The sequence below is a fragment of the Bernardetia sp. genome (assembly GCF_020630935.1).
In the GTDB taxonomy this organism is placed as follows: domain Bacteria; phylum Bacteroidota; class Bacteroidia; order Cytophagales; family Bernardetiaceae; genus Bernardetia.
This window is the reverse complement of record NZ_JAHDIG010000023.1, coordinates 26,546-47,475: the sequence shown is the minus strand read 5'-3', so window position 1 is coordinate 47,475 and position 20,930 is coordinate 26,546. Positions and strand designations below refer to the sequence as shown.

The window sequence follows — 20,930 nt, the reverse complement described above, 5'->3', positions numbered from 1 at the left end:
TAAGAAATTATTCAGAATTAGACACCAACACGTAAACTTTTGTTATCGATTTGTTCATATAAAAACCCTTGATTACTAAGAAGTTAATACGAACTTTGTAGTACAAAAACAAATCAAAAACACTGCCTACAAACGCTATATATAGTTTTTAGATACAATAACTACACTTATACAATGCTAATTTTGTGTGAACAAAATGTTAATTAATTTTTTCAGAATTATTTTTTTATTTTGATAAAAAACCACAGAATAGTAAAGTGATTTTAACATTAACACTATTTTAATTTTACGTTTTTTGCTTAATTCAGAATTTCTATTTGAGCAAAAACTCTATAAAAAATGGATTTACTCTTAGAACTAGCTTTTATTTTATCCAAATACTCCCTCAAATCATTAGACCAAATCTTGCCCAAAGATTCTAAAATGAGAAGATTATTTGATGCCGTTTCGAAGGGAATTATTCAAACTGATGAAGAAGCATCTCATTTTTTATATGAAACTTCGCCTTCTGATAAGCGTTACTTGATGCTCAAAAGAAACTTGATAAATAAACTTTTCGAACTCTTGCTTTCCAACGATTCAGAAGTAGAGAAAAAAATCCGAAAGAGTAAACGCAAAGAGGTTTTCAATCAAGAAGAAACTAAGTTTTTAGCACATCAATATCTTATCATTGCAGACAAACTGCTTATTCAGAATGTGTATCACAATGCAGAGAAAATTATTGAAAGAGTAAGGCAAAAAGCAAAAGAATATCATTTGATAGAAACAGAATGGGAATGTGTGCGAAAACTCCGAACTATTTATGCTCTTAAAGGATTTGCAAATGAAACTGAAAAATACACACTAGAGGCGCAAGAACTAAGGGAAGAAATGATTTTCTTAGACAATTTGAAAAGTTATTGGGAGGTAATGCAAGCCAAAACCAAATTTTTTATAGGGCAATATCCAGAATGGGAAGCAGAAGCCTTTGCAGCCGAAAAACTGACTGAAAAATTCTATAAAAAGTACGAAGAAAAGCAAAAACAAACACATCCACTTGCCAAACTTTATGGTTTTCGCTTTAGAAATATTCGTTTGTTGCAAAGCCAACCTCAATTAGAAGAACTTAAAAAAAATACAAATAGCTGGGAAGAACATTTTAAAAGTTATCCTCACCTAAACACACCTACACGCAATTTAGAACTTTTGATAGCACAAATTTATACGCTTCGTTATGCTGGGGAATTTATGCAGGCTCTACAACTTATCAAAAAAGCCACAAAACTCACAACTTATCAAGCCTTCAACAAATTCAAAATTCAAGAACTTTACTTTGATACGCTTTTAAAGATAAATGAACCCAAACACGGCTACAAACAGGCAGCCTTACTACTTTTGGAGGTATTGCAAACTTCTCAATTCGACAGATTAGATAAATGGGATAAAGCCTCTTGGCGACTGCGTGAAGCCTATTTATTTCTAATTTTACAAAATAAAGACCCCAAACTTACTAAAAAATATACGCCTAATTTTTACAAAAAAAATGTCCTTTTAGAGCTGCCCCACGAACCTATAAACAAAGACAAAACTGGCTATAATACCATCAGAATTTGGATAAAGGTTATTTTTCTATTCTATACAGGAATGCAAGATTTTAATTCGGAAGCCAATAACTTCAGAAACTATTACCAACGTCATTTGAAAGATTCGAAAGATGAAAGACTGTGTCAGTTTGTATTGCATTTGATAAAACTTGCTCAAAACGATTTTAACCCAACTTTCTTAGAAGAAAATAAACTAGAGTTACCACAAGAAAATTATAATTTTACAGAATTTGGATGTTATGAAACCGTAGAAGAACTGATTTTGGGCTTTTGTAAAAAAACTGTTTGAAGAAAAATATTTCTACTCTTATCAATACATATCAATGCCATCAAAATAAATTTCTGTGATGGCAGTATCTGCGTATTTCTCACCTTTATAAACTTCCGTAATTTCAAAAGTGAGCGTCCAATTAGGTTTTGTTCTTAACTCTTCTAAATTTTCCCTATCAGCATTTCCGATAGGCTCTACTTCAAAAATTTGCTCATTTCTTGTGTCTTCCAAATTTAGTAAGGCTGTCGGAACGCCATTAATATAGAGTTTGAGTTGTTTTACTCTTGAATTTTCTCTCCACGCTTTTTCAGACTTCACATATCCATTCACAACAATTATTGACGTAATTCTAGGCTGTTGTGATGAAAAGCTGTATTTTATTTTTTCGCCTATTCCATAGCCTTCTACTCCTTCTACCCAAGCTGTCTGATAATCCAAATCATGTATATTATGTGGAATATAATTGATAGTTTTGTAATTACTTTTTAAATGGGAAGAAGCCCAAACAGATTCTATTTCCATCCCATCATACCAACTATCTCCCATTCCAATCACATCCCAATATGTTTCATAGGTTTCATCAAAATTATCATAAAACTTTTTTTCTGATGTAGAAAGGTTCTCATAGCCTTTTTCTACCATAGCATAATATTTTTGCTGCTCGACTATAAACTGCGCCTCTCCCTCTTTACTTTTATCTATCAAAACACCTTGCTTTGGATTCCAAATAGGTAAATCTTTTACAGAATTTTGAGGAAATAAAAATAATGTGAGTAGTAATATGATAAGAGATTTCATAATTTATTTCTCAAATGGTGTAATTCCCAAATCTTCTTTTTTAGTTTCTGATAGCTTAGGAATTTTATTAGTATTTAGTAAGTTTTTGGCATTTTCATAGATAGAAATATTCCTGTTGGTAGGATAATTCCTCATAAAATACTCTCTATAAATATTCTCAATTGCTGTTTTGGCATTCTTGGTTGGATATATTTTATGAGCAATCTCTGCCAAGCGAAAAGCATAATTTGGATTGTATTCAGCTTGTAATAGAGCTTCTGTCAAAAGCTCATTGGCTTTTGCTTTGCGTTCTATCTGCTCCTGTGTTTTGTCCTTTTTATCAATGCGCTCTTTCAAAGCATCTACTGTAACACCCAACTGATTGATTTCTTTATTTTTATTTTCAATCACTCGGTAGGTGCTTTTGTCTAGCTTTAGAACTTCTTCCAAGACTTTTTCTTTTTCTATGAGTTTGTCTAACTGGTCATCTAGTTTCTTACTAACCTTCATTGTATTTTCAAGCTGCAACTTTATTTGCTCGTTCTGTCTCTCAATCTCATTTTTTCTCTCAATAGCAATGCCTCTTTCACGCAATGCCCATGCAGCCGAAATGCCAAGCATAAACATCACTAAAGCAATAGAAACTGTTTTGATAATTCGATTTGCCTTTGCTCTATTTTTACTCTTTTTTATTAATTCCTCTTCCTCAACAGTTAGTTGGAGTGTTTCTAAATGTGGCTCAATGAGTGTTAAGCTATTTTTTGAAAGTACCTCTCCTGTATTTTTATAATTTTTCAGTCCGACTTGTAGTATTTCTTTAGCTTTGGCTACATTTTTCTCTTCTGTTGTCAGTCTTTCCACGATTTTTAGAGCCAAACTATCGTGAGCTAGTTCTACACGCTGCTCTGAAAGATGAATAATTCTGACTTTACTAAGCTCTTCTAAACAAAATGTAATATTTTCCTTGCTTGCTCCGTGCGAATACATAAGATTAGTAGCCTCGTGCAAGTCCATAGACACACGAGTTCCATCTTCTGTAACCAAAAGGTTCAAGATTGTCCAAACTTGACGTTCTTCTGCTTTGGGTAAACGGTTCTGAACTTTTTTTACTTGCTCTTCCAAATATTCTCCCAAAACATCACCTATCGTACTGAGTTCTTTTACCAATTCGGGATTAAAAACTACTGGGTCTGCCCAACCATTATTCATACTGCCTGTATAGCCAGCCAATACGCCTTGTTTGCTTTTGGCAAGTTCAAAAAGACGGTCTAAATAAATTTGGAGATAGGTAAGTTCTATAAGACTGCGCTCTTCTGCCACTTGTGAAACGATTAAATCAGCCGTTTCGTCTGGATATTCTACTTTGATATTAAATGCCTCTGCTGATTTGAGAATTACTTCCTTTGCATTGGTTCTACGCATTTTCTCCACTCGCACTCTATAATCGAAAAGCTGTGGCACACGCTCCTCAAAAACTGAAAGGTCAGCTAAATATTCCTCACGCATTACCAAGATGACTTTACAATTATATTCACTAGACAACACAGTCTGTACAAAGTCATAAAACTGGTTTTGCTCTTCTCTACTGCCAGAAATATAAAGCTCCTCAAATTGGTCTATGATAACATAAATCGGACGAAAAAACGTCATGTGAAGTGCCTTGATAGCAAGATGAAGAGGTGTATGGGCTTTAAGTTTTCGCTGTAAATATTTGTTGGTCTCTTCTAAAATGGCAGTTCCGATGTGGTCTTTCCTACGGACGTGAAGAGGTAACCAGTCGTCTGAAGAAAAACAAATAGGCAGTCCACAATGTACAAGACTTGTTTTTCCTGTTCCAGATGCGCCATAGACCAAGACCAAATTACTTTCAGTAGTTTTTTTAAAAAGTAATTGTATTTCGGCATCTCTACCGAAGAAAATCTCTTTGTCTTTGCGTCCATACGCTTCCAGTACTTTAAATGGACTACTTGTCATAGTTTTAGTGAGCAGCTATTAGTTTTTTTAGGATAATTGATTTACAGGAACTATAAAAATACAATTTTTTTTGAGAAACTTCCCTATTTTGATTGTATTGTTTGCATCTTTTTATAGAAACGAAACAAAAGTATTTTTGGTTTTTTGATATAGAAAAATATTCTACAAGTGCCAAACTCAATCAATTTTTTTTGTATAATAGTACCAATTCATACAAAGTTTATCAAACTAAACTTGTATATTAAAGTCAAGTATAGAATAATAATACAAGAATTTAAGTAACGTTTAACAACAAAGAACATATTTTATGACTCAAGACATCAACTTTAGAAATAAAAAAACATTGCTCTACAATATCACATTTCTTGCCTTAGCTTTATCATTTCTTTCTACAAAAGCAGTACAAGCGCAAATAGAAAAAGTAGCATCTTTCAAAACATATAAGAAAGAAAAAAAATTTGTATCCCAGTTTTTTTTGGATGATGATAGCTCCTTTATTTTAGAAGTGGATAAAAGACTTTTTAAATTAGACATCTCAGAAAATACAGATGATTATAGCGAACTAAAACCATATAGCTTTTTACCAAAACGACCAGATGGCGTAATAAAATCTATTCAATATGGCAAAGATGATAGTACGTATTATATTTTGGATAATAAAAAAGACAGAAGTAAAATTTATTTATCACAGGAAGATGATAGAAAACATACTAGCTGTTGGGGTTTGGACTTGACAATAGGTAAGAATAGCTTTTCTACTAAAGATGATTTCACGATACACAAGATAACAAGTAACCTACTTGCTATTGGTGTACAAGCTACAGGAAAATTACATACAAAAACAAAGAATTGGCTTGTAACTGAAACTTTACAAGACCCATTATATGGGATTTTCATTATAGATATATCAGCAAAAAAGCTGATACATTCTTTTGTTATTGAGAATGATAATTATGAAAGTATGTTCGCTTCGTACGTGGCAGATGAATCTACGATTATCAAGCGATTCAGCTTTTGGAATGTGCTTTCACTCCTCATGTCTATAGAAGTAAAAAATAGTTTTATAAAGTACGAATTAGTTACCCACGAGAGATTCTCAGAAAATAAAGCAGCTCAAATGGGACTCAGCAAAAAGAAAGGTTATGGAAAAACTATTCATTTGATTTATACTTATAATACTAAAAGCAAAAACCTTCAAAAATATGTTCTAGACCAATCTAATTATTATACAGATAAGTCACAGTGTTTTCTGTTAGAGAAGGGGAAAATTCAATGTGTTGGCTTATTTTCAAATAAAGCACAACAAGAAACGTATAACTTGATTTACATTCAGCCTGGATATGTTTCACCACACGGAGGTCTTCAAGTTTCTAATACTCAAGGGGGAATAAATGTAGTCAATGATGCAAAAGGTATATATATTCAAGAATTTCAAGATGGAAAGAAAATTAGAGATAAAGTACTAGAGTTCGCCCCAGAGAGTTTGAAGAAAATAAAATCGAGACAGCGTGATAACAGCTTAGAACTGGCAGAAATTAACTATATGTCAAATCCTGTGGGAAAGCAGAACTCTATGATAGAAATGCTTATTCACGACTTTTCTCCTAAGAGAGGTCTTACTGAAGAAACACTATACTTATGTATAGACAAAGATGAAAATATAATTGAAAGTAATCTATTACAATTGAAATACCCCATAAGGTGGTTCTACTACAAAGACTATGAAAGCTATAAAAATGATAATAAAACCACTACAAACATTTTGTCTTCTTCTAAATTTATTGACGATAAACATAAACTAACTTATAATAAGATCGGCTGTGCAGGAATAGAAACCTTTAAATATGACCTCCCTAAGAAAATAGGAAAATATACTTTCATAGATATAATTGTAAATCCGCTAATAGTAGGGAATTTGTACGTTTTGTACTATTCAAAAAATGATTATAGAATATATAAAATCACCCCTATTTTTGAAAGAAGGAATAAGAAAAAGTGATATAAACCTAACATTTTTAGCTTTTTTACAGTATTCTCTATACAAAACAAACTATATTTGTTAGAATCAATAAAAACACACAAATAATTTTTCCTTTTAGGTTTATGCCACTTTCTACTTCAAAATCTGCTTCTCAGTTTGCTGACTTTGTCTATTATGAGCAAACACATACTGGAAAAATTCGCAAACACAATGAAGATGCTTGTGCTGTTTTTGAAACGCCTAACGGATTATTATGTGTTGTTTGTGATGGAATGGGTGGACATTTGGGAGGAGAAAGAGCATCCAAACTTGCCTTAGAAAAGATAGGAAATTATATGAGCGCAGAAAAATTTCCCTTAGGAAAACTCATAGATGCCCTAGACCAATCTTTTACCTCTGCACACGCTGCCATTGCTTATGAAGCAGAAAGCAATCCGCTTTTAAAAGGAATGGGAACAACATGTGTAGCTGTTTTATTTCACCCAGATGCTACTTTTTGCGCTCATGTAGGAGATAGCCGTTTATATATTTATAGAAATAACGAACTTATACGCCTAACAGAAGACCACTCTTTCGTACAGCGTTTGATAAGTGATGGTGTAATTACAGAAGCTGAAGCTCTCTATCATCCGAAAAGAAATCTTATAGACCGAGCTTTAGGTTCTGACGAAGCACAACCCGATATTTCTAATTTAGGACGAGTATTGCAAGACCTTAGAGTAGGCGACTTATTTTTACTTTGCTCTGACGGACTTTCTAACGAACTTGGAGACGTTGAAATTAAAAACTTTCTTGAAAATGAAACGCTAGACCTAGAAGAAAAAGTAGAGCGAATGATGGAATATGCACTAGAAGCAGGAGGGAAAGATAATATTACCATTCAAATTATTGAGAAAGTGAAATAAAAAAATAAACTTCCTAATCTTAAACACTTAGAAGGTTCTTTAGCGCATTTTGTACATTTTCTTTTTTCCAAGCAAGAACTATTTTTCGCTTGAAATCCACATCTTTTATAGAAACGCAACAAATACCTTCAAGCTCTTTCTTAGGCTTAGGAAGCATCGTAATTCCTAAACCAGAAGCTACCAACGATTTTGCTACCTCGTCTCCATTAGCACTAAAAATGATATTTGGCGCAATATTTTTTTGAGAAAAAACTTCTTGAATTTCATCATATAGATTACAGTTATTGCGCTGAATGAAAGGTAGCTGATGAATTGCTGATAAATCGATTTCTTTTTTTTGAGCCAGCGAGTGAGTTTGAGGAACTCCAATTACCATTTTATCTTCTGTGATGATTTTGTAAGCTAGTTTCTTTTCTGTAGGAATAGATTTTATAAAAACAGCGTCTAGTTTCTCCTTTAATAACTTTTCACATAAAACTTCTGTATCTCCTTCTATCAAATTAATTTTGTATGAGCCATACAGTTCATTAAAACTCTTCATCATCGGTACAATCTCATCAAAATCTAACACATCAAGTACACCCAAATTCAAAACCTTTGCTTGTTCGGCTACAAATTTTGTTTCCATGTCGTACCAAATACTAAGTATAGATTTAGCTTGTGGCAAAAGTATTTCGCCTTCTTTGGTAAGCCTTACGTTTCTTTTATCTCTAAAAAAGAGCTTACAATTTAGCGTTTCTTCCAATTTTTTAATCCCAGACGAAAAAGCTGACTGCACTACATTATTTTTTTCGGCTGCCTGTGTAAAGTTTTGAGTTTCAGCGAGTGTTATGAAGTATTTTAAGAATTGAATATTCATATTAATCTAAAATTTAGCTAAGTGTAATCTAAAAAATCTGTTTTACAAATATATTAATTTTACCTTACTTTGCATTGTCAAAAACAAAATAATTTATTCAACCAGATACTTTTTTAAAGATGACTTTTCAAGACTATATGACAACATTCCAAGAGAAACTCATTCAACTCAAAAAAAATATAGAAGGAAAAATGCCTTCAGAGTACGTTCAGACAATGCACAAAGCAACAGCAGACTTAAAAGCGTCCAATATTGAAGAGAAAGTAATCAAAGTAGGCAACTCACTTCCAAATTTTGAACTACCTAATCAAGATGAAAAAATTGTTTCTGCTCAAGAGTTGTATCAAGATAAATTTTTAGTGATTACGTTTTATCGTGGTGTTTGGTGTCCGTACTGCAATGCAGATTTGGCAAACCTTAATAAATATTTGCCTCAAATTGAGGAATTAGGGGGAACGATGGTAGCTATTTCTCCAGAAAAAACAAGTTATCTACAAAAAATCATCAAAACGCAAAACCTCAATTTTGATATTCTGCATGACCAAAGCAACCAGTTTGCACAAAAATTAGGTTTAAAATTCAAAATGCCTGATTCGCTTATTGAGCTTTACAGAGATAAATTCAAAATTGACTTGGAAGAACATCACGGCGACAAAGATTGGACCCTCCCAATGCCAGCTCGTTTTTTGGTAGATAAAAATGGAATCACTCGCTATGCAGAAAGTAATGCAGATTATACACAACGACCTAATCCAGAAGAGTTGATTGAAGTCTTGAAAACGCTTTAAAGAATTATAAGACATTGCTCCTTTTCCCTGTTCTGTGGCTCACAGAATAGCAAATACATCTTATGTAAAAACCTTATTTTACCAGTACAACAAATTTAAAATCCATTCGAAAAAATGAAAAATATATTCATCATTAATGCACACGAATACTATCCTTTTGCAGAGGGAAAACTAAATAATACACTCACAGAGAAAGCAAAAAAATATTTTGAAGAAAGTGGTTATAATGTCAGAGTCAGAACAATGCAAGACGAGTACAACGTAGAAGAGGAAATTGAAAATCATCTTTGGGCAGATGTTGTATTTCTGCAAAGCCCTGTAAATTGGATGGGACACCCTTGGAGTTTTAAAAAATACGCTGATGTGGTCTATACAACTGGAATGATGGGAAAGCTTTGTAATAACGATGGGAGAAATGCTGAAGAACCTAAGAAAAATTATGGCACAGGTGGAAATTTAGAAAACACAAAATATATGCTTTCCCTTACTTTCAATGCACCAAAAGAAGCCTTCGACGATAAAAATGAATACCTTTTTGGTGGTAAGAGCGTAGATGATTTATTTTTCCCAACACACATGAATTTTAAATTCTTTGGAATGAAGCCGTTAGAAACTTTTGCTTGTTATGATGTGATGAAAAACCCTAATATAGAGAACGATTTTATTCGTTTTGAAAATCATCTAAAACAACACTTTCCTGCTTTAGTAGAGAAAGTATAAGCCTCTATTTCATAGTTTTATCTATATGGATAACCTTAGTTATGATTTTTTTAGCTAAGGTTATTTTATTTTTCCAGTATAATTAGCAAAAAATAACTACCAAAAACTCATATTTCTTCGTAACTTCGTCGAATGGAAAATTATGTAGTTTCGGCACGTAAATATCGCCCAGATACCTTTGATGCAGTTGTGGGACAGTCTCATATTACTGACACACTCAAAAATGCTATTCGTTCTAACCAACTGGCACAGGCTTTTTTATTCTGTGGTCCTCGTGGTGTGGGTAAGACGACTTGCTCTCGTATTTTGGCAAAAACCATCAACTGTCTGAATATTACAGCAGAAACCGAACCTTGTGATGAATGTAGTTCTTGTAAGTCTTTTAACAGTGGTAGTTCACTGAATATTAGTGAGTTAGATGCTGCCTCTAACAACTCTGTTGAAGATATTCGCAATCTTATAGAACAGGTTCGTTACCCCCCTCAAGCTGGAAAGAAGAAGGTTTACATTATTGATGAGGTTCACATGCTTTCCAATCAAGCCTTTAATGCTTTTCTCAAAACATTGGAAGAACCCCCTTCGTATGCTATTTTTATTTTGGCAACAACGGAAAAGCATAAAATTATTCCTACTATTTTGTCTCGTTGTCAAATTTTTGATTTTAATAGAATCCAACCCAATGATGTAGCTCGTCATTTGGAAAAAATTGCAAAAAACGAGAATGTAGAAGCAGAAGAAGAAGCCCTTCAACTTGTTGGAAGAAAAGCAGATGGAGCATTGCGTGATGCACTTTCTATTTTTGATATGCTCGTTACTTTTTCGCCAGACAGAAAGCTGACCTACGCTCGTGCTATTGAGAACTTGCACGTTTTGGATTATGATTATTATTTCAAACTGACTGATGCTTTCTTGAGTAGAAATCACACAGAAGCCTTACTCATTTTTGATGAAATATTGAAAAAAGGTTTTGATGGACATAATTTTATAGTGGGCTTGTGTGAGCATTTACGTGATTTGTTAGTAGCTAAAGATGCTGCTACTATTTCTTTGTTGGAGCTTTCAGATGCTGTGAAGGAAAAATATAAATCACAGGCTGCCAGTTCGTCCTTCTCATTTTTGATGTCGGCTCTAAATCTAGCGTCTGCTTGTGAATTGGGTTATAAAAATAGTAAAAACCAACGTTTGCACGTAGAAATGACTTTGCTAAAGCTCTCTCATGTTATGGCTGCCATTTCTATTCCTCAACTGGTAGAAGATTTAAAAAAAAAAGACTAGCTAAATCTCAAAACCCTTCGCAAGAACAAAGTTCGGACACTTCAAAGAAAAATATTTCTAATCCTGCATTACAAAAAAATGCAGAAGAAACTCCTTGGCGCAAAACACCAAAAGTTACGACAAATGTAAGAATAAAAAAGAAGGAGATAGCAAACTCAAAAGTAGAAACAGAGGAAAAAGAAGTTCAGCAACCAATGGCTTCACAAGCTGACCGTAATTCTAGTTTTGATACAATAAAAGTACAAAGAGTATGGAAGGAGTTTTTCAAAACAAGTCCTTCTGGCTTTGCAGGAAGTCTGATAAATGCAAAAATCGTAGTAGAAAAATCGCCTATCATAAAAGTAGAATTACTCAACAATATTGCTTTGCGTTCAGAGTTTTCAACTATACGAATAGCTTTAAATCCTTATTTAGCCAAACATTTGGACAATGATTTTATCAAACTTGAGATTATAGACCAAAAGATAAAAAAACAAGTAGTAGCAAAATCATTATCCGAACAAGAAAAACTAGATATATTGGTAAAAGAATTTCCTCTTATCAATGAAGCCATGCGAAGATTTGGTTTGAAGTTGGAGAGCTAGAATTTTTAGAAGTAAACAAACCAAATAAGTTAGCTTTTCGTTTTATAATGAACTGATAAAATAAAATTAAAGTAAAAATTATGATTGCAATAGAAAATAAAATTCGGAATCTAATTCTTGAACTTTCTTATTATCAAAAGAAAGAGTTGTTTCATTTTTTAGAGAGTATTCTTCATCCACCAACCAAGTCAAATAGTCTGTTACAATTTGCAGGGGCAATAAACTTGGAAGATGTAGAACAAATGGAAAAAGTTATTGAAGAAGGTAATAAAATAGATGAAGATGAGTGGTAAATTTTTGTTAGATACCAATATTCTGATAGCTCTTTTCAAATACGAAAAGGCGATTATTGAAAAATTAAGCGTTGAAGATAATATCTGTTCTACATCTTTTATAACCATTGGGGAGTTGTATTATGGTGCTTTTAATTCTTTTAAAATAGAAGAAAATCTCATACAGTTAGAAAAATTTCGCCAAGTCATTCCTATTTTAAGAGCTTCTGATACAACGAGTATGATATACGGAGAAATCAAAACTGAATTAAAAAAGAAAGGAAGACCTATTCCAGAAAACGATATTTGGATAGCTGCTTTAGCAAAGGAACACGATTTAATTTTAGTAACTAGAGACAAACACTTTTCTGAAATAAGCAATCTTAAAATTGAGAGATGGTAAGTAGTTCAAATATCAATTCAAAGACTTAGAATAGTTTTTCGTACATCCTACCTATATAATATCTTTGTTAGATAAATACGCAAAAAATTCACTTTGAATTTAAAATAAGTTTTTAAAATAAGAAGATGACACACATTCACAAACTATCTACTGAAACGCATTTTGAGTTTCTCAACGAACATCGTAAAGACCCTATTACTGGCGATTTGATAAAAGAAAACGATGAAGTAGTAATTTGTAGTTCGTGTAAGTCTGTATTTTTGAAAGAGAGCTGGGAGTATTTAGGAAAAGAACATTGTAATCAAAATGAAACACTTGTCGTTATTCCAAAGCAAAGCAAACTTAGCTTGAAAAAAGCTGGTTTAGTAAACTTTCTACCACTTACACCTATTGAAAATATTTTATCTAAATTTTCTTTAGTTGCAATCATAGAAATCATATTAATTTCTCTTTTCTATTCGCTTCTACAGGACTCCTTGATGTTATTGTTGGTTTTAGGAGCTATTATAGTACTTCTTCCTGTTGCTATTGGCATTTTGATTACTCCTACAACACAAGTAGAGTTGCATAGCTCCTATTTACTCATAAAGAAAGCAGTAGGTAAAACCAAAATCAATTATGCTGATATACAATACATAATTATACAGTGCTACGAAACTGACAATGTGGCAAGAAGAATACATATCAAATACAAACACAGAGGAACGTATGATATTTTATTAAATGAATCACTAACTAACTTTCACGATGATAAACTGCTTGGCTTTGTAACCGTTTTATCAAGATACACACGAATAAAAATAAAAATTAATAACTATCATGATAAGCAAAAAGTAATAGAGAAAAATTTAGATATTGTAGTAAGTGATTAGACCAAAATGATTTGTTGATACACCAAGTAACCTATGTAAGTAATATAACCCAATGTCAAAACTGTTCCTTCTCCTCGGCTTATTTTTCTACCTTCTCCCATAAAAACAAATGCTACTACCATCAAACAGCCTAATGCTGTAACGACAACATCTAAATTATTAGCATTTGGACTAAATGGAATAGGACGTATGGTGGCACTAATTCCCAAGACAAAAAAGACATTAAAAACATTTGAACCTACTACATTTCCGATTGCCATGTCTGTGCTTCCTTTTCTTGCTGCCATTACAGAAACTACAAGTTCTGGAAAAGATGTTCCTGCTGCCACTACGGTAAGTCCAATAATTCCTTCACTTACTCCCCAAGACTGGGCAATTTCAACAGCAGAATCCACCATAAATTTCCCTCCTCCGATAAGTCCTGCAAAACCACCCAAAAGCATCAAAATAGAAAGTCCTAAAGGTAATTTTTGTATTTCTTCAGCCTCTTCTATAGATAGTTTTTTGTCTCTCATAGCAGAGAAAAACGTATAATACATAAAAACTATAAAGAAAAAGAGCAAGATAATACCATCTCCCCTTGACAAAACAGAACTACTATAATTATCTATTAAAGCATCGTTTGCCAACACTCCTAATGCTAAAGCAGCCAAAAGTCCTAATGGGATTTCTACTTGAACCGTTATTCGCTTGACAAATACAGGTGAAATCATTGCACAAATTCCTAAGATAGCAAGCGTATTAAAAATATTACTTCCCAAAACATTGCCGATTGCCAAATCCGAACTACCACTACCCGAAGCAAACAAATTCACGACAAGCTCTGGAGCAGATGTTCCGATAGAAACAACTGTAAGACCAATAATAAGGTCTGAAATATTAAAGCGTTTGGCGATGGAGGAAGCTCCGTCTGTTACCCAGTCAGCTCCTTTGACAAGCACGATAACACTAACTATAAAAATGAGATAATTCATTATCTAATACGTATTGGAGTGGAATGATTGAAATTGTTTTCCTTCTAGGTTTTTATTTTTTTGTGTAAAGAACAAACCACGAACCAAAGAAGTAGTAGATACCCTGTTTTTAGACCATCATATCTTTTAGATAGATGAAGGTTCTTTTTTTGAAGAAAAAGCCGTATATTCAAGCCTAAATCATTCATTTTACGTGTTACTTTTTTATCTGAAAGTAGCAGATTGTTATTCAATAAACTTATACAAAATACCCTTAATGAATACACACGATTATATAGAAAAAAATAAAGAACGCTTCTTAGAAGAACTCAAAGATTTACTTCGTATTCCCTCTGTAAGTGCAGATAGCAAATACAAAGAAGACGTTTTTAGAGCAGGAGAATTTCTAAAAGAAAAACTAGAAGAAGCTGGAGCAGATAATGTAGAACTTTGTCAGACAGCAGGTTATCCTATTGTGTATGGAGAAAAGATTATAGATAGTTCTCTTCCAACAGTTTTAGTTTATGGACACTACGATGTTCAGCCACCAGACCCATTAGACCTTTGGGAAACGCCTCCTTTTGAGCCAACGGTTAGAGATGAAAAAATCTATGCTCGTGGAGCATGTGATGACAAAGGACAAATGTATATGCACGTAAAGGCATTTGAAGCCATGATGAAAACGGATGCTTTACCTTGTAATGTAAAGTTTATGATAGAAGGCGAAGAAGAAGTGGGTTCTGATAACTTAGGAATTTTTGTAAAAAATAATAGAGAAAAGCTATCTGCCGATGTTATTTTGATTTCAGATACAGGAATGATTGCCAACGATATTCCATCTATCACTACTGGACTTCGTGGACTTTCGTATGTAGAAGTAGAAGTAACAGGACCAAACCGTGATTTACACTCTGGTTTGTATGGTGGTGCTGTTCCAAATCCTATCAATGTTTTGTGTGATATGATTTCTTCATTGAAAGATGAAGAGGGCAGAATCACAGTAGAAAATTTCTATGACGATGTGGTAGAGCTTTCAGCAGAAGAGCGTGAGAAAATGGCACAAGCTCCTTTTTCTTTAGAAGAATATAAAAATTCTATTGGTTTGAAAGACGTAGAAGGCGAAAAAGGATATTCTACCCTAGAGCGTGCTTCTATCCGTCCAACATTGGATGTAAATGGAATTTGGGGTGGCTACACAGGTGAAGGCGCAAAAACAGTAATTGCCTCTAAGGCTTATGCCAAAATTTCTATGCGTTTAGTGCCAAATCAAGATTCTGAAACGATTACGAAATTATTTAAAAAGCATTTTGAAAAAATTGCTCCTCCTTCGGTAAGTGTTTTAGTAAAACCTCATCATGGAGGCGAGCCAGTAGTTACGCCAATAGATTCACAAGCCTACCAAGCAGCAAGTTTTGCCTACAAACAAACGTTTGACAAAGAGCCTATTCCGATGCGTGGAGGTGGAAGTATTCCAATTGTTGCGATGTTCAAATCTGAACTTGGCATTGACAGTATTCTGATGGGCTTTGGCTTAGATTCAGATGCCATTCACTCGCCTAACGAACACTACGGACTTTTCAATTATTATAAAGGAATCAATACTATTCCTCATTTCTTTTTCCGTTATGCTGAGATTTATAAGCCAGAATTGGTTTAAGGTAATGAAGAATTAATAATTATCTATTAAAAAAAACGAACTGCAATCTAATTTGTAGTTCGTTTTTTTATGCCTAAATGTTAAATTTCTATTTTTTAAATGGTCTTTGCAGCAAAATGAAAACTTTTAGAGTAATGAGAGTAAATATTTATTAACTCTAAAATTTACTCTGATTATGAAAAATGTAAAAACACTTCGTTTTAAACCATTGGTTTATCTTTTTCTTTCTGCTGTTGTTTTGTCTTTTTCGGCTTTCTCGTGTGAAGGTTGCGATGAGGATTATGCTCCTTTAGAAATTCAAATTGAGAACAAAACAGGCTACGATTTGACAAACATTAATATTGACGATATTCATATTGAGTCTCTCAAAAAAGATGAAACCTCTGGGTATATACAAACAGAAGATTTTGAATATCTGCAATCTATCTTTGCGACTGTGAAAGGAAAATTTGAGAGAGAATTGCGTAGCATCTCTACAATTCCGTGGTGTGGAAATGACTCATATTATGACACCAAACATCATAAAAATGCTCTACAGTCAGGAAAATATGATTTTTCTATTTCTATTTATGAAGAGGATGGTGTAGAATATCTTCATTTTTCAAAAAAATAAACTAGAATATTAAAACTCTTTGCCTTAATATTTATTTCACTCTAAATTTCTCTTACTTAATGAAAAATGTAAAAACACTTCGTTTTAAACCATTGGTTTATCTTTTTCTTTCTGCTGTTGTTTTGTCTTTTTCGGCTTTCTCGTGTGAAGGTTGCGATGAGGATTATGCTCCTTTAGAAATTCAAATTGAGAACAAAACAGGCTATGATTTGACAAATATAAAAATTGATGATATTCAAATCACATCCCTTGCAAAAAATGAAACCTCTGGCTATATCCAAACAAAAGATTTTGAACCTATGAAATCTGTATATGCTACTCTAAAAGGAAAATTTGAAAGAGAACTACATAGCTTCGGCACAGATTCTGGGCTTTGGTGTGGAACAGGATTAGAAGATTATCCAGTTAAAAAATCTGGAAAACATAATTTCGTTATTGTTCTTTATCAGTATGATGATGGACACGAATCTCTTGGTTTTTTAGAAAAATAATGCTTTAGTTAATTTTGTATAGTCCTCCTAGACTTTATTTGAGCCAAACACTTAGTTTTTAGCTCAAATAAAGTCTTTTTTAATCTTTGCCATTAGGTTAGAAGGTCTGACATACATCAACGACTGTGATAACATTTAGTGAGAATGGGAGAAAAATCAAATTCAATGTTTCAAATTATCCTTTTTTGACTAAATTAGTGATATAATTACGAAATCACATTTTTATAAAAATAGATACATCATTTTATGAGTACAGTCGACAATAAAGTCATTTTTTCAATGGCAGGAGTTAGTAAAACCTATCCTCCTCAAAAACAGGTTTTGAAAGATATTTATCTTTCTTTTTTCTATGGTGCTAAAATTGGTGTTATTGGTCTGAATGGAGCAGGAAAATCTACTATTCTGAAAATTATTGCAGGAATAGAAACAGAATATCAAGGTGAAGTAGTTTTTTCGCCTGGCTATTCAGTGGGATATTTAGAACAAGAACCACAGCTAGACCCTACCAAAACAGTAAAAGAAATTGTACAGGAAGGCGCACAAGAAACTGTTGATTTACTCAAAGAGTTTGAAGAGATAAACTTAAAGTTTGGCGACCCAGAAGTTTTGGACGACCCAGACAAAATGGAAAAACTCATCGAACAGCAAGGAAAAGTGCAGGAAAAACTAGATGCTTTGGATGCTTGGAATTTAGATACAAAGCTAGAAAAAGCGATGGATGCACTCCGAACACCACCAGAAGATGCCATTATTGGTAATCTTTCAGGAGGAGAAAAAAGACGTGTGGCACTTTGTCGTTTGCTTTTGAAAGAACCAGATGTTTTGCTTTTAGATGAGCCTACCAACCACTTAGATGCAGAATCTGTACATTGGTTAGAGCATCATTTGAGAGAATACAAAGGAACAGTTATTATTGTTACGCACGACCGTTATTTCTTAGACAATGTAACCAGTTGGATTTTAGAATTAGACAATGGCAGAGGTATTCCTTGGAAAGCAAACTATTCTGATTGGTTAGACCAAAAGCAACAAAAATTATCTGAAAGTGAAAAAACAGCTTCTCGTTATCAGAAAGCTCTTCAAAAAGAATTGGAATGGTCAAGAATGAATGCAAAAGGAAGACAAACAAAATCTAAAGCACGTTTGGCTTCTTACGATAAATTAGCAAGTGAAGACCCATCTCAAAAAGATGAAAAACTAGAAATTTTTATTCCTGCTAGTGAACGTTTGGGAGATGTTGTTATTGAAGCAAATGAAGTTTCGAAAGCCTTTGGAGATAAACTTTTATTTGAAAACCTAAGTTTTTCGTTGCCTAAAGGTGGAATTGTGGGAGTTATAGGACCTAATGGAGCTGGAAAAACCACCCTTTTCAAAATGATTATGGGAAAAGAAACGCCCGATAATGGAACATTTAAAGTTGGTGAGACAGTAGAAGTAGGTTATGCCGACCAAGAACACGTTAATATAGATAATGAAAAAACGATTTTCGAAACTATTTCTGGAGGAAGCGAACTGATGATGCTTGGCAAAAGAGAAGTAAACTCTCGTGCGTATGTAAGTCGCTTCAATTTTGGAGGTTCAGACCAACAGAAAAAACTAAAACAACTCTCTGGAGGCGAGCGCAATCGTGTGCATTTAGCTCTAACCCTCAAAGAAGGTGCAAATCTACTCCTACTAGATGAGCCTACCAACGATTTGGATGTCAAGACTCTTAGAGCTTTGGAGGAAGGTTTGGAAAATTTTGCTGGCTGTGCTGTGGTTATTTCTCACGATAGATGGTTCTTAGACAGAATTGCAACACATATTTTAGCTTTTGAAGGCAACTCTCAAGTTCGTTTTTATGAAGGAAACTTTAGCGAATATATGGAAGACCGTAAAAAACGACTAGGAGAAGAAATTCCAAAGCGTTTGAAATATAAAAAATTGGTGTAGTATTAATAAAATAATAGGGACAATGCACATGCATTGTCCCTATTTGTTGTTTTATGTTTAAAAATAAAGCGTTTCTTCTATGTATGGGAGCGTTTCGTGCCTATGAATTTTGATAAGGCTTTCTGCTCCAAATTTTGTTTCTATTCTGTATAAATCTTTTTCTCTATAAAATTTTCCATCTGGGGCAGAATATACCACATCGTGTTTCGACGATTGAAAAAAATAAGAGGCTTGCTCCAAAAGTTCTTCAAAATTTTCTCTGTTCATAATCAAATTCTCTTTTAAAGTTGAAATTAAAAAATGAATGAAAGCCTTTTGCTTATCACTATCTAGTAGCAAGATGCACATTTGTATTCTGATAAGAGAAAAACAGGTGTTATTTTTAAGTCAATTTAAAATGAAGAAATCAAGTACTCCCTCCTATTATTTTTCGTTAGGTAATTTTGAAGTCTATTAAAATATATTCAAACTATCAAAACCACTCTTCAAAATATCTTTACTATCAACTTTGAGCCATCTATTGAGAATATCACTATAAATTTGTCGAAAATCTATCTTGAACTTCAAGTCTCCATTATCTAAGTCAGTAAGATTAGGTTCACTTCCAACAAAACCAGCTTTTTTGAGGCTGCCACCAGCCAAAAAAACTACATTAGCCGTTCCGTGGTCTGTACCACGACTAGCATTTTCTCCTACTCTTCTACCAAATTCTGAAAAGGTCATGATAAGTGTATTTTCCCACTGATTGTTTTTCTTTAAGTCTTCGGTTAAAGCATTCATTCCTTCTGCATAATTTTCTAGTAAACGTTCTTGTTGATTTTTTTGGTTGGCGTGCGTATCAAAACCTCCTAGTGTAACATAATAAATTTGTGAATCTGAACCTGCTTCTATAAGCTGTGCTACTTGTTTCAAATCCTTTCCAAAACGATTAGAAGGATAATCTGCAACTGTTTTGCCGAGCTTATTTTTCTCAAACAAATACTCTGAACTTGCTGCTGTATTGGCTAATGTCTGATAGAGATAACTTATTTGTTCATCGTGTGCATGTGCGTGGTGAGATACTATAGTGCGATGCTCACTAAGGGCTTGAATTACTGGCGTATTGACAGTTCTTTTTAATCGGTTCAAATCTTGTGCTGCAAAGCCACTTTTTACACTTCCCTTTAAAGTCAGACTCAATGTATCATCCATTTCTAAGGCAAAATGGGCAGTTTGTTGTTTGTTTTTTTGATATATTGAATCTAAATATCTTCCTAGCCAACCTGTTGATAGATATTCGTCTGCACTACTTCCTGTTTGCCAAATATCCATTGAGCGAAAATGTGAACGGTCTGGGTTTGGATAGCCTACATTATTGATAATAGCTAGTTCTCCTTTATCATAGAGTTTTCTTAGTGGTGAAAGAACAGGATTAAAGCCTTGCTCATCGGAAAGCTTGATGACTTCATTTTTTGGAATAGCAATCTGTGGACGTTGTTGGTAATATATATCATTTCTGAATGGAACAACTGTATTCAAACCATCATTTCCACCCGAAAACTGAATGATGATAAGTTTTCTGTCAGAGTTTTTGATAGAATTTGCAGCAATCGCATCAAAACCTTTCAAAAACATAGGCACAAAAAGCGTCCCTGCCGTAGCAAGTCCCATTTGTCCAAGAAATTTCCTTCTATTGATTTTCATAATTGTATTTTTAGCAAAGTTGATATTCTGGCAAGCTAAGAATGGAAACTACCCACGCTTTTATTTTTTCATTTTTGTTGGTAGCAGCATCGGCATATCTTTGGAAAGCCGTTTTTTGTAGTGTCTTATCTAATTCTTTTTTTGAAGAAGTAGGAATTTGTATCAAAAAGTCAGAAATTTCTTCTGATAGATTTTTTATATCTGTTTTTTGAAAAGACTTTATCAGAGGATTTAGATTGGCTGAAACATCAATTTTTCTTCCTACTCTGATAGCTTTTGTTTCAGGTTCATCTTTTACGTCAATTTCTATTTCTGCTTGATTAAAAATATAACCAGC

At 33.4% G+C, this 20,930-nt stretch carries 21 protein-coding genes; 14 read left to right on the top strand and 7 right to left on the bottom strand.

Going from position 1 to position 20,930, the window contains the following annotated elements; all coding sequences use genetic code 11:
• Positions 1-339: 339 nt before the first annotated feature.
• Positions 340-1,872 carry a hypothetical protein gene (locus QZ659_RS08420; protein WP_291724836.1) on the top strand — a complete coding sequence of 511 codons (1,533 nt, stop codon included), beginning with the start codon at positions 340-342 and terminating at the stop codon, positions 1,870-1,872.
• A 21-nt stretch (positions 1,873-1,893) separates the two neighbouring features.
• Here QZ659_RS08420 and QZ659_RS08415 read toward each other — a convergent pair whose 3' ends face one another.
• Together QZ659_RS08415 and QZ659_RS08410 are read right to left on the bottom strand one after the other, a co-directional pair.
• Positions 1,894-2,652 (bottom strand): NADase-type glycan-binding domain-containing protein, encoded by a 759-nt coding sequence (locus tag QZ659_RS08415; protein ID WP_291724833.1) that lies wholly within the window; start codon positions 2,650-2,652, stop codon positions 1,894-1,896.
• Between the two features lie 3 nt (positions 2,653-2,655).
• A complete protein-coding gene (locus QZ659_RS08410; protein ID WP_291724830.1) occupies positions 2,656-4,605 on the bottom strand; it encodes an ATP-binding protein in 1,950 nt (649 codons plus the stop codon).
• 307 nt (positions 4,606-4,912) lie between these two features.
• On the opposite strand from QZ659_RS08410, the gene QZ659_RS08405 reads away from it, so the two are divergent.
• Together QZ659_RS08405 and QZ659_RS08400 are read left to right on the top strand one after the other, a co-directional pair.
• Positions 4,913-6,604: a hypothetical protein gene (locus tag QZ659_RS08405; protein ID WP_291724827.1), complete on the top strand. Its 1,692-nt coding sequence runs from the start codon at positions 4,913-4,915 to the stop codon at positions 6,602-6,604.
• A 104-nt stretch (positions 6,605-6,708) separates the two neighbouring features.
• On the top strand, positions 6,709-7,491 hold the full coding sequence (locus QZ659_RS08400; RefSeq protein WP_291724824.1) for a Stp1/IreP family PP2C-type Ser/Thr phosphatase: 783 nt from the start codon (positions 6,709-6,711) through the stop codon (positions 7,489-7,491).
• A gap of 19 nt (positions 7,492-7,510) precedes the next feature.
• Here the strand turns inward: QZ659_RS08400 and QZ659_RS08395 are convergent, their stop codons facing one another.
• Entirely contained in the window at positions 7,511-8,350 is an 840-nt protein-coding gene (locus QZ659_RS08395) for a LysR family transcriptional regulator (protein ID WP_291724821.1), read from the bottom strand.
• Between the two features lie 137 nt (positions 8,351-8,487).
• Between QZ659_RS08395 and QZ659_RS08390 the strand changes: the two genes are divergently transcribed.
• From QZ659_RS08390 to QZ659_RS08360, 7 genes are all read left to right on the top strand, one after another.
• Positions 8,488-9,138, top strand: a complete 651-nt coding sequence (locus QZ659_RS08390; protein WP_291724819.1) for a peroxiredoxin-like family protein — start codon at positions 8,488-8,490, stop codon at positions 9,136-9,138.
• A 114-nt stretch (positions 9,139-9,252) separates the two neighbouring features.
• A complete protein-coding gene (locus QZ659_RS08385; protein ID WP_291724816.1) occupies positions 9,253-9,858 on the top strand; it encodes an NAD(P)H-dependent oxidoreductase in 606 nt (201 codons plus the stop codon).
• A 132-nt stretch (positions 9,859-9,990) separates the two neighbouring features.
• On the top strand, positions 9,991-11,133 hold the full coding sequence (locus QZ659_RS08380; protein ID WP_291724813.1) for a DNA polymerase III subunit gamma/tau: 1,143 nt from the start codon (positions 9,991-9,993) through the stop codon (positions 11,131-11,133).
• A 194-nt stretch (positions 11,134-11,327) separates the two neighbouring features.
• On the top strand, positions 11,328-11,717 hold the full coding sequence (locus tag QZ659_RS08375) for a hypothetical protein (protein WP_291724810.1): 390 nt from the start codon (positions 11,328-11,330) through the stop codon (positions 11,715-11,717).
• An 80-nt stretch (positions 11,718-11,797) separates the two neighbouring features.
• Positions 11,798-12,010: a hypothetical protein gene (locus QZ659_RS08370; protein ID WP_291724809.1), complete on the top strand. Its 213-nt coding sequence runs from the start codon at positions 11,798-11,800 to the stop codon at positions 12,008-12,010.
• Positions 12,000-12,392, top strand: a complete 393-nt coding sequence (locus QZ659_RS08365; protein ID WP_291724807.1) for a type II toxin-antitoxin system VapC family toxin — start codon at positions 12,000-12,002, stop codon at positions 12,390-12,392. Before QZ659_RS08370 ends, QZ659_RS08365 begins: the two co-directional genes overlap by 11 nt.
• Before the next feature lie 125 nt (positions 12,393-12,517).
• On the top strand, positions 12,518-13,264 hold the full coding sequence (locus tag QZ659_RS08360) for a hypothetical protein (protein ID WP_291724805.1): 747 nt from the start codon (positions 12,518-12,520) through the stop codon (positions 13,262-13,264).
• Here QZ659_RS08360 and QZ659_RS08355 read toward each other — a convergent pair.
• Positions 13,261-14,238, bottom strand: coding sequence for a calcium/sodium antiporter (locus QZ659_RS08355; RefSeq protein WP_291724802.1), 978 nt, complete (start codon positions 14,236-14,238; stop codon positions 13,261-13,263). The two genes, QZ659_RS08360 and QZ659_RS08355, sit on opposite strands and share 4 nt — an antisense overlap.
• A 256-nt stretch (positions 14,239-14,494) precedes the next feature.
• On the opposite strand from QZ659_RS08355, the gene QZ659_RS08350 reads away from it, so the two are divergent.
• The 4 genes from QZ659_RS08350 to ettA all read left to right on the top strand — a co-directional run bounded on the left by QZ659_RS08350 (position 14,495) and on the right by ettA (position 18,910).
• Complete coding sequence (locus QZ659_RS08350; protein ID WP_291724799.1) at positions 14,495-15,874, top strand: dipeptidase; 1,380 nt, start codon at positions 14,495-14,497, stop codon at positions 15,872-15,874.
• A 175-nt stretch (positions 15,875-16,049) separates the two neighbouring features.
• Positions 16,050-16,487: a hypothetical protein gene (locus QZ659_RS08345; protein ID WP_291724796.1), complete on the top strand. Its 438-nt coding sequence runs from the start codon at positions 16,050-16,052 to the stop codon at positions 16,485-16,487.
• Positions 16,488-16,546: 59 nt separating this feature from the next.
• Positions 16,547-16,978 (top strand): hypothetical protein, encoded by a 432-nt coding sequence (locus tag QZ659_RS08340; RefSeq protein WP_291724794.1) that lies wholly within the window; start codon positions 16,547-16,549, stop codon positions 16,976-16,978.
• Between the two features lie 246 nt (positions 16,979-17,224).
• The gene (ettA, locus tag QZ659_RS08335; RefSeq protein ID WP_291724791.1) at positions 17,225-18,910 is read left to right on the top strand and encodes an energy-dependent translational throttle protein EttA; all 1,686 of its coding nucleotides are present in this window, start codon (positions 17,225-17,227) and stop codon (positions 18,908-18,910) included.
• 57 nt (positions 18,911-18,967) lie between these two features.
• On the opposite strand, the gene QZ659_RS08330 is transcribed toward ettA, so the two are convergent.
• The 3 genes from QZ659_RS08330 to QZ659_RS08320 all read right to left on the bottom strand — a co-directional run.
• Entirely contained in the window at positions 18,968-19,177 is a 210-nt protein-coding gene (locus tag QZ659_RS08330; RefSeq protein WP_291724788.1) for a hypothetical protein, read from the bottom strand.
• Between the two features lie 186 nt (positions 19,178-19,363).
• Complete coding sequence (locus QZ659_RS08325) at positions 19,364-20,593, bottom strand: DUF1501 domain-containing protein (RefSeq protein ID WP_366935851.1); 1,230 nt, start codon at positions 20,591-20,593, stop codon at positions 19,364-19,366.
• A 10-nt stretch (positions 20,594-20,603) separates the two neighbouring features.
• Positions 20,604-20,930, bottom strand: a 327-nt coding sequence (locus QZ659_RS08320) for a hypothetical protein (protein WP_291724786.1), incomplete at its 5' end; no start/stop codon positions are given.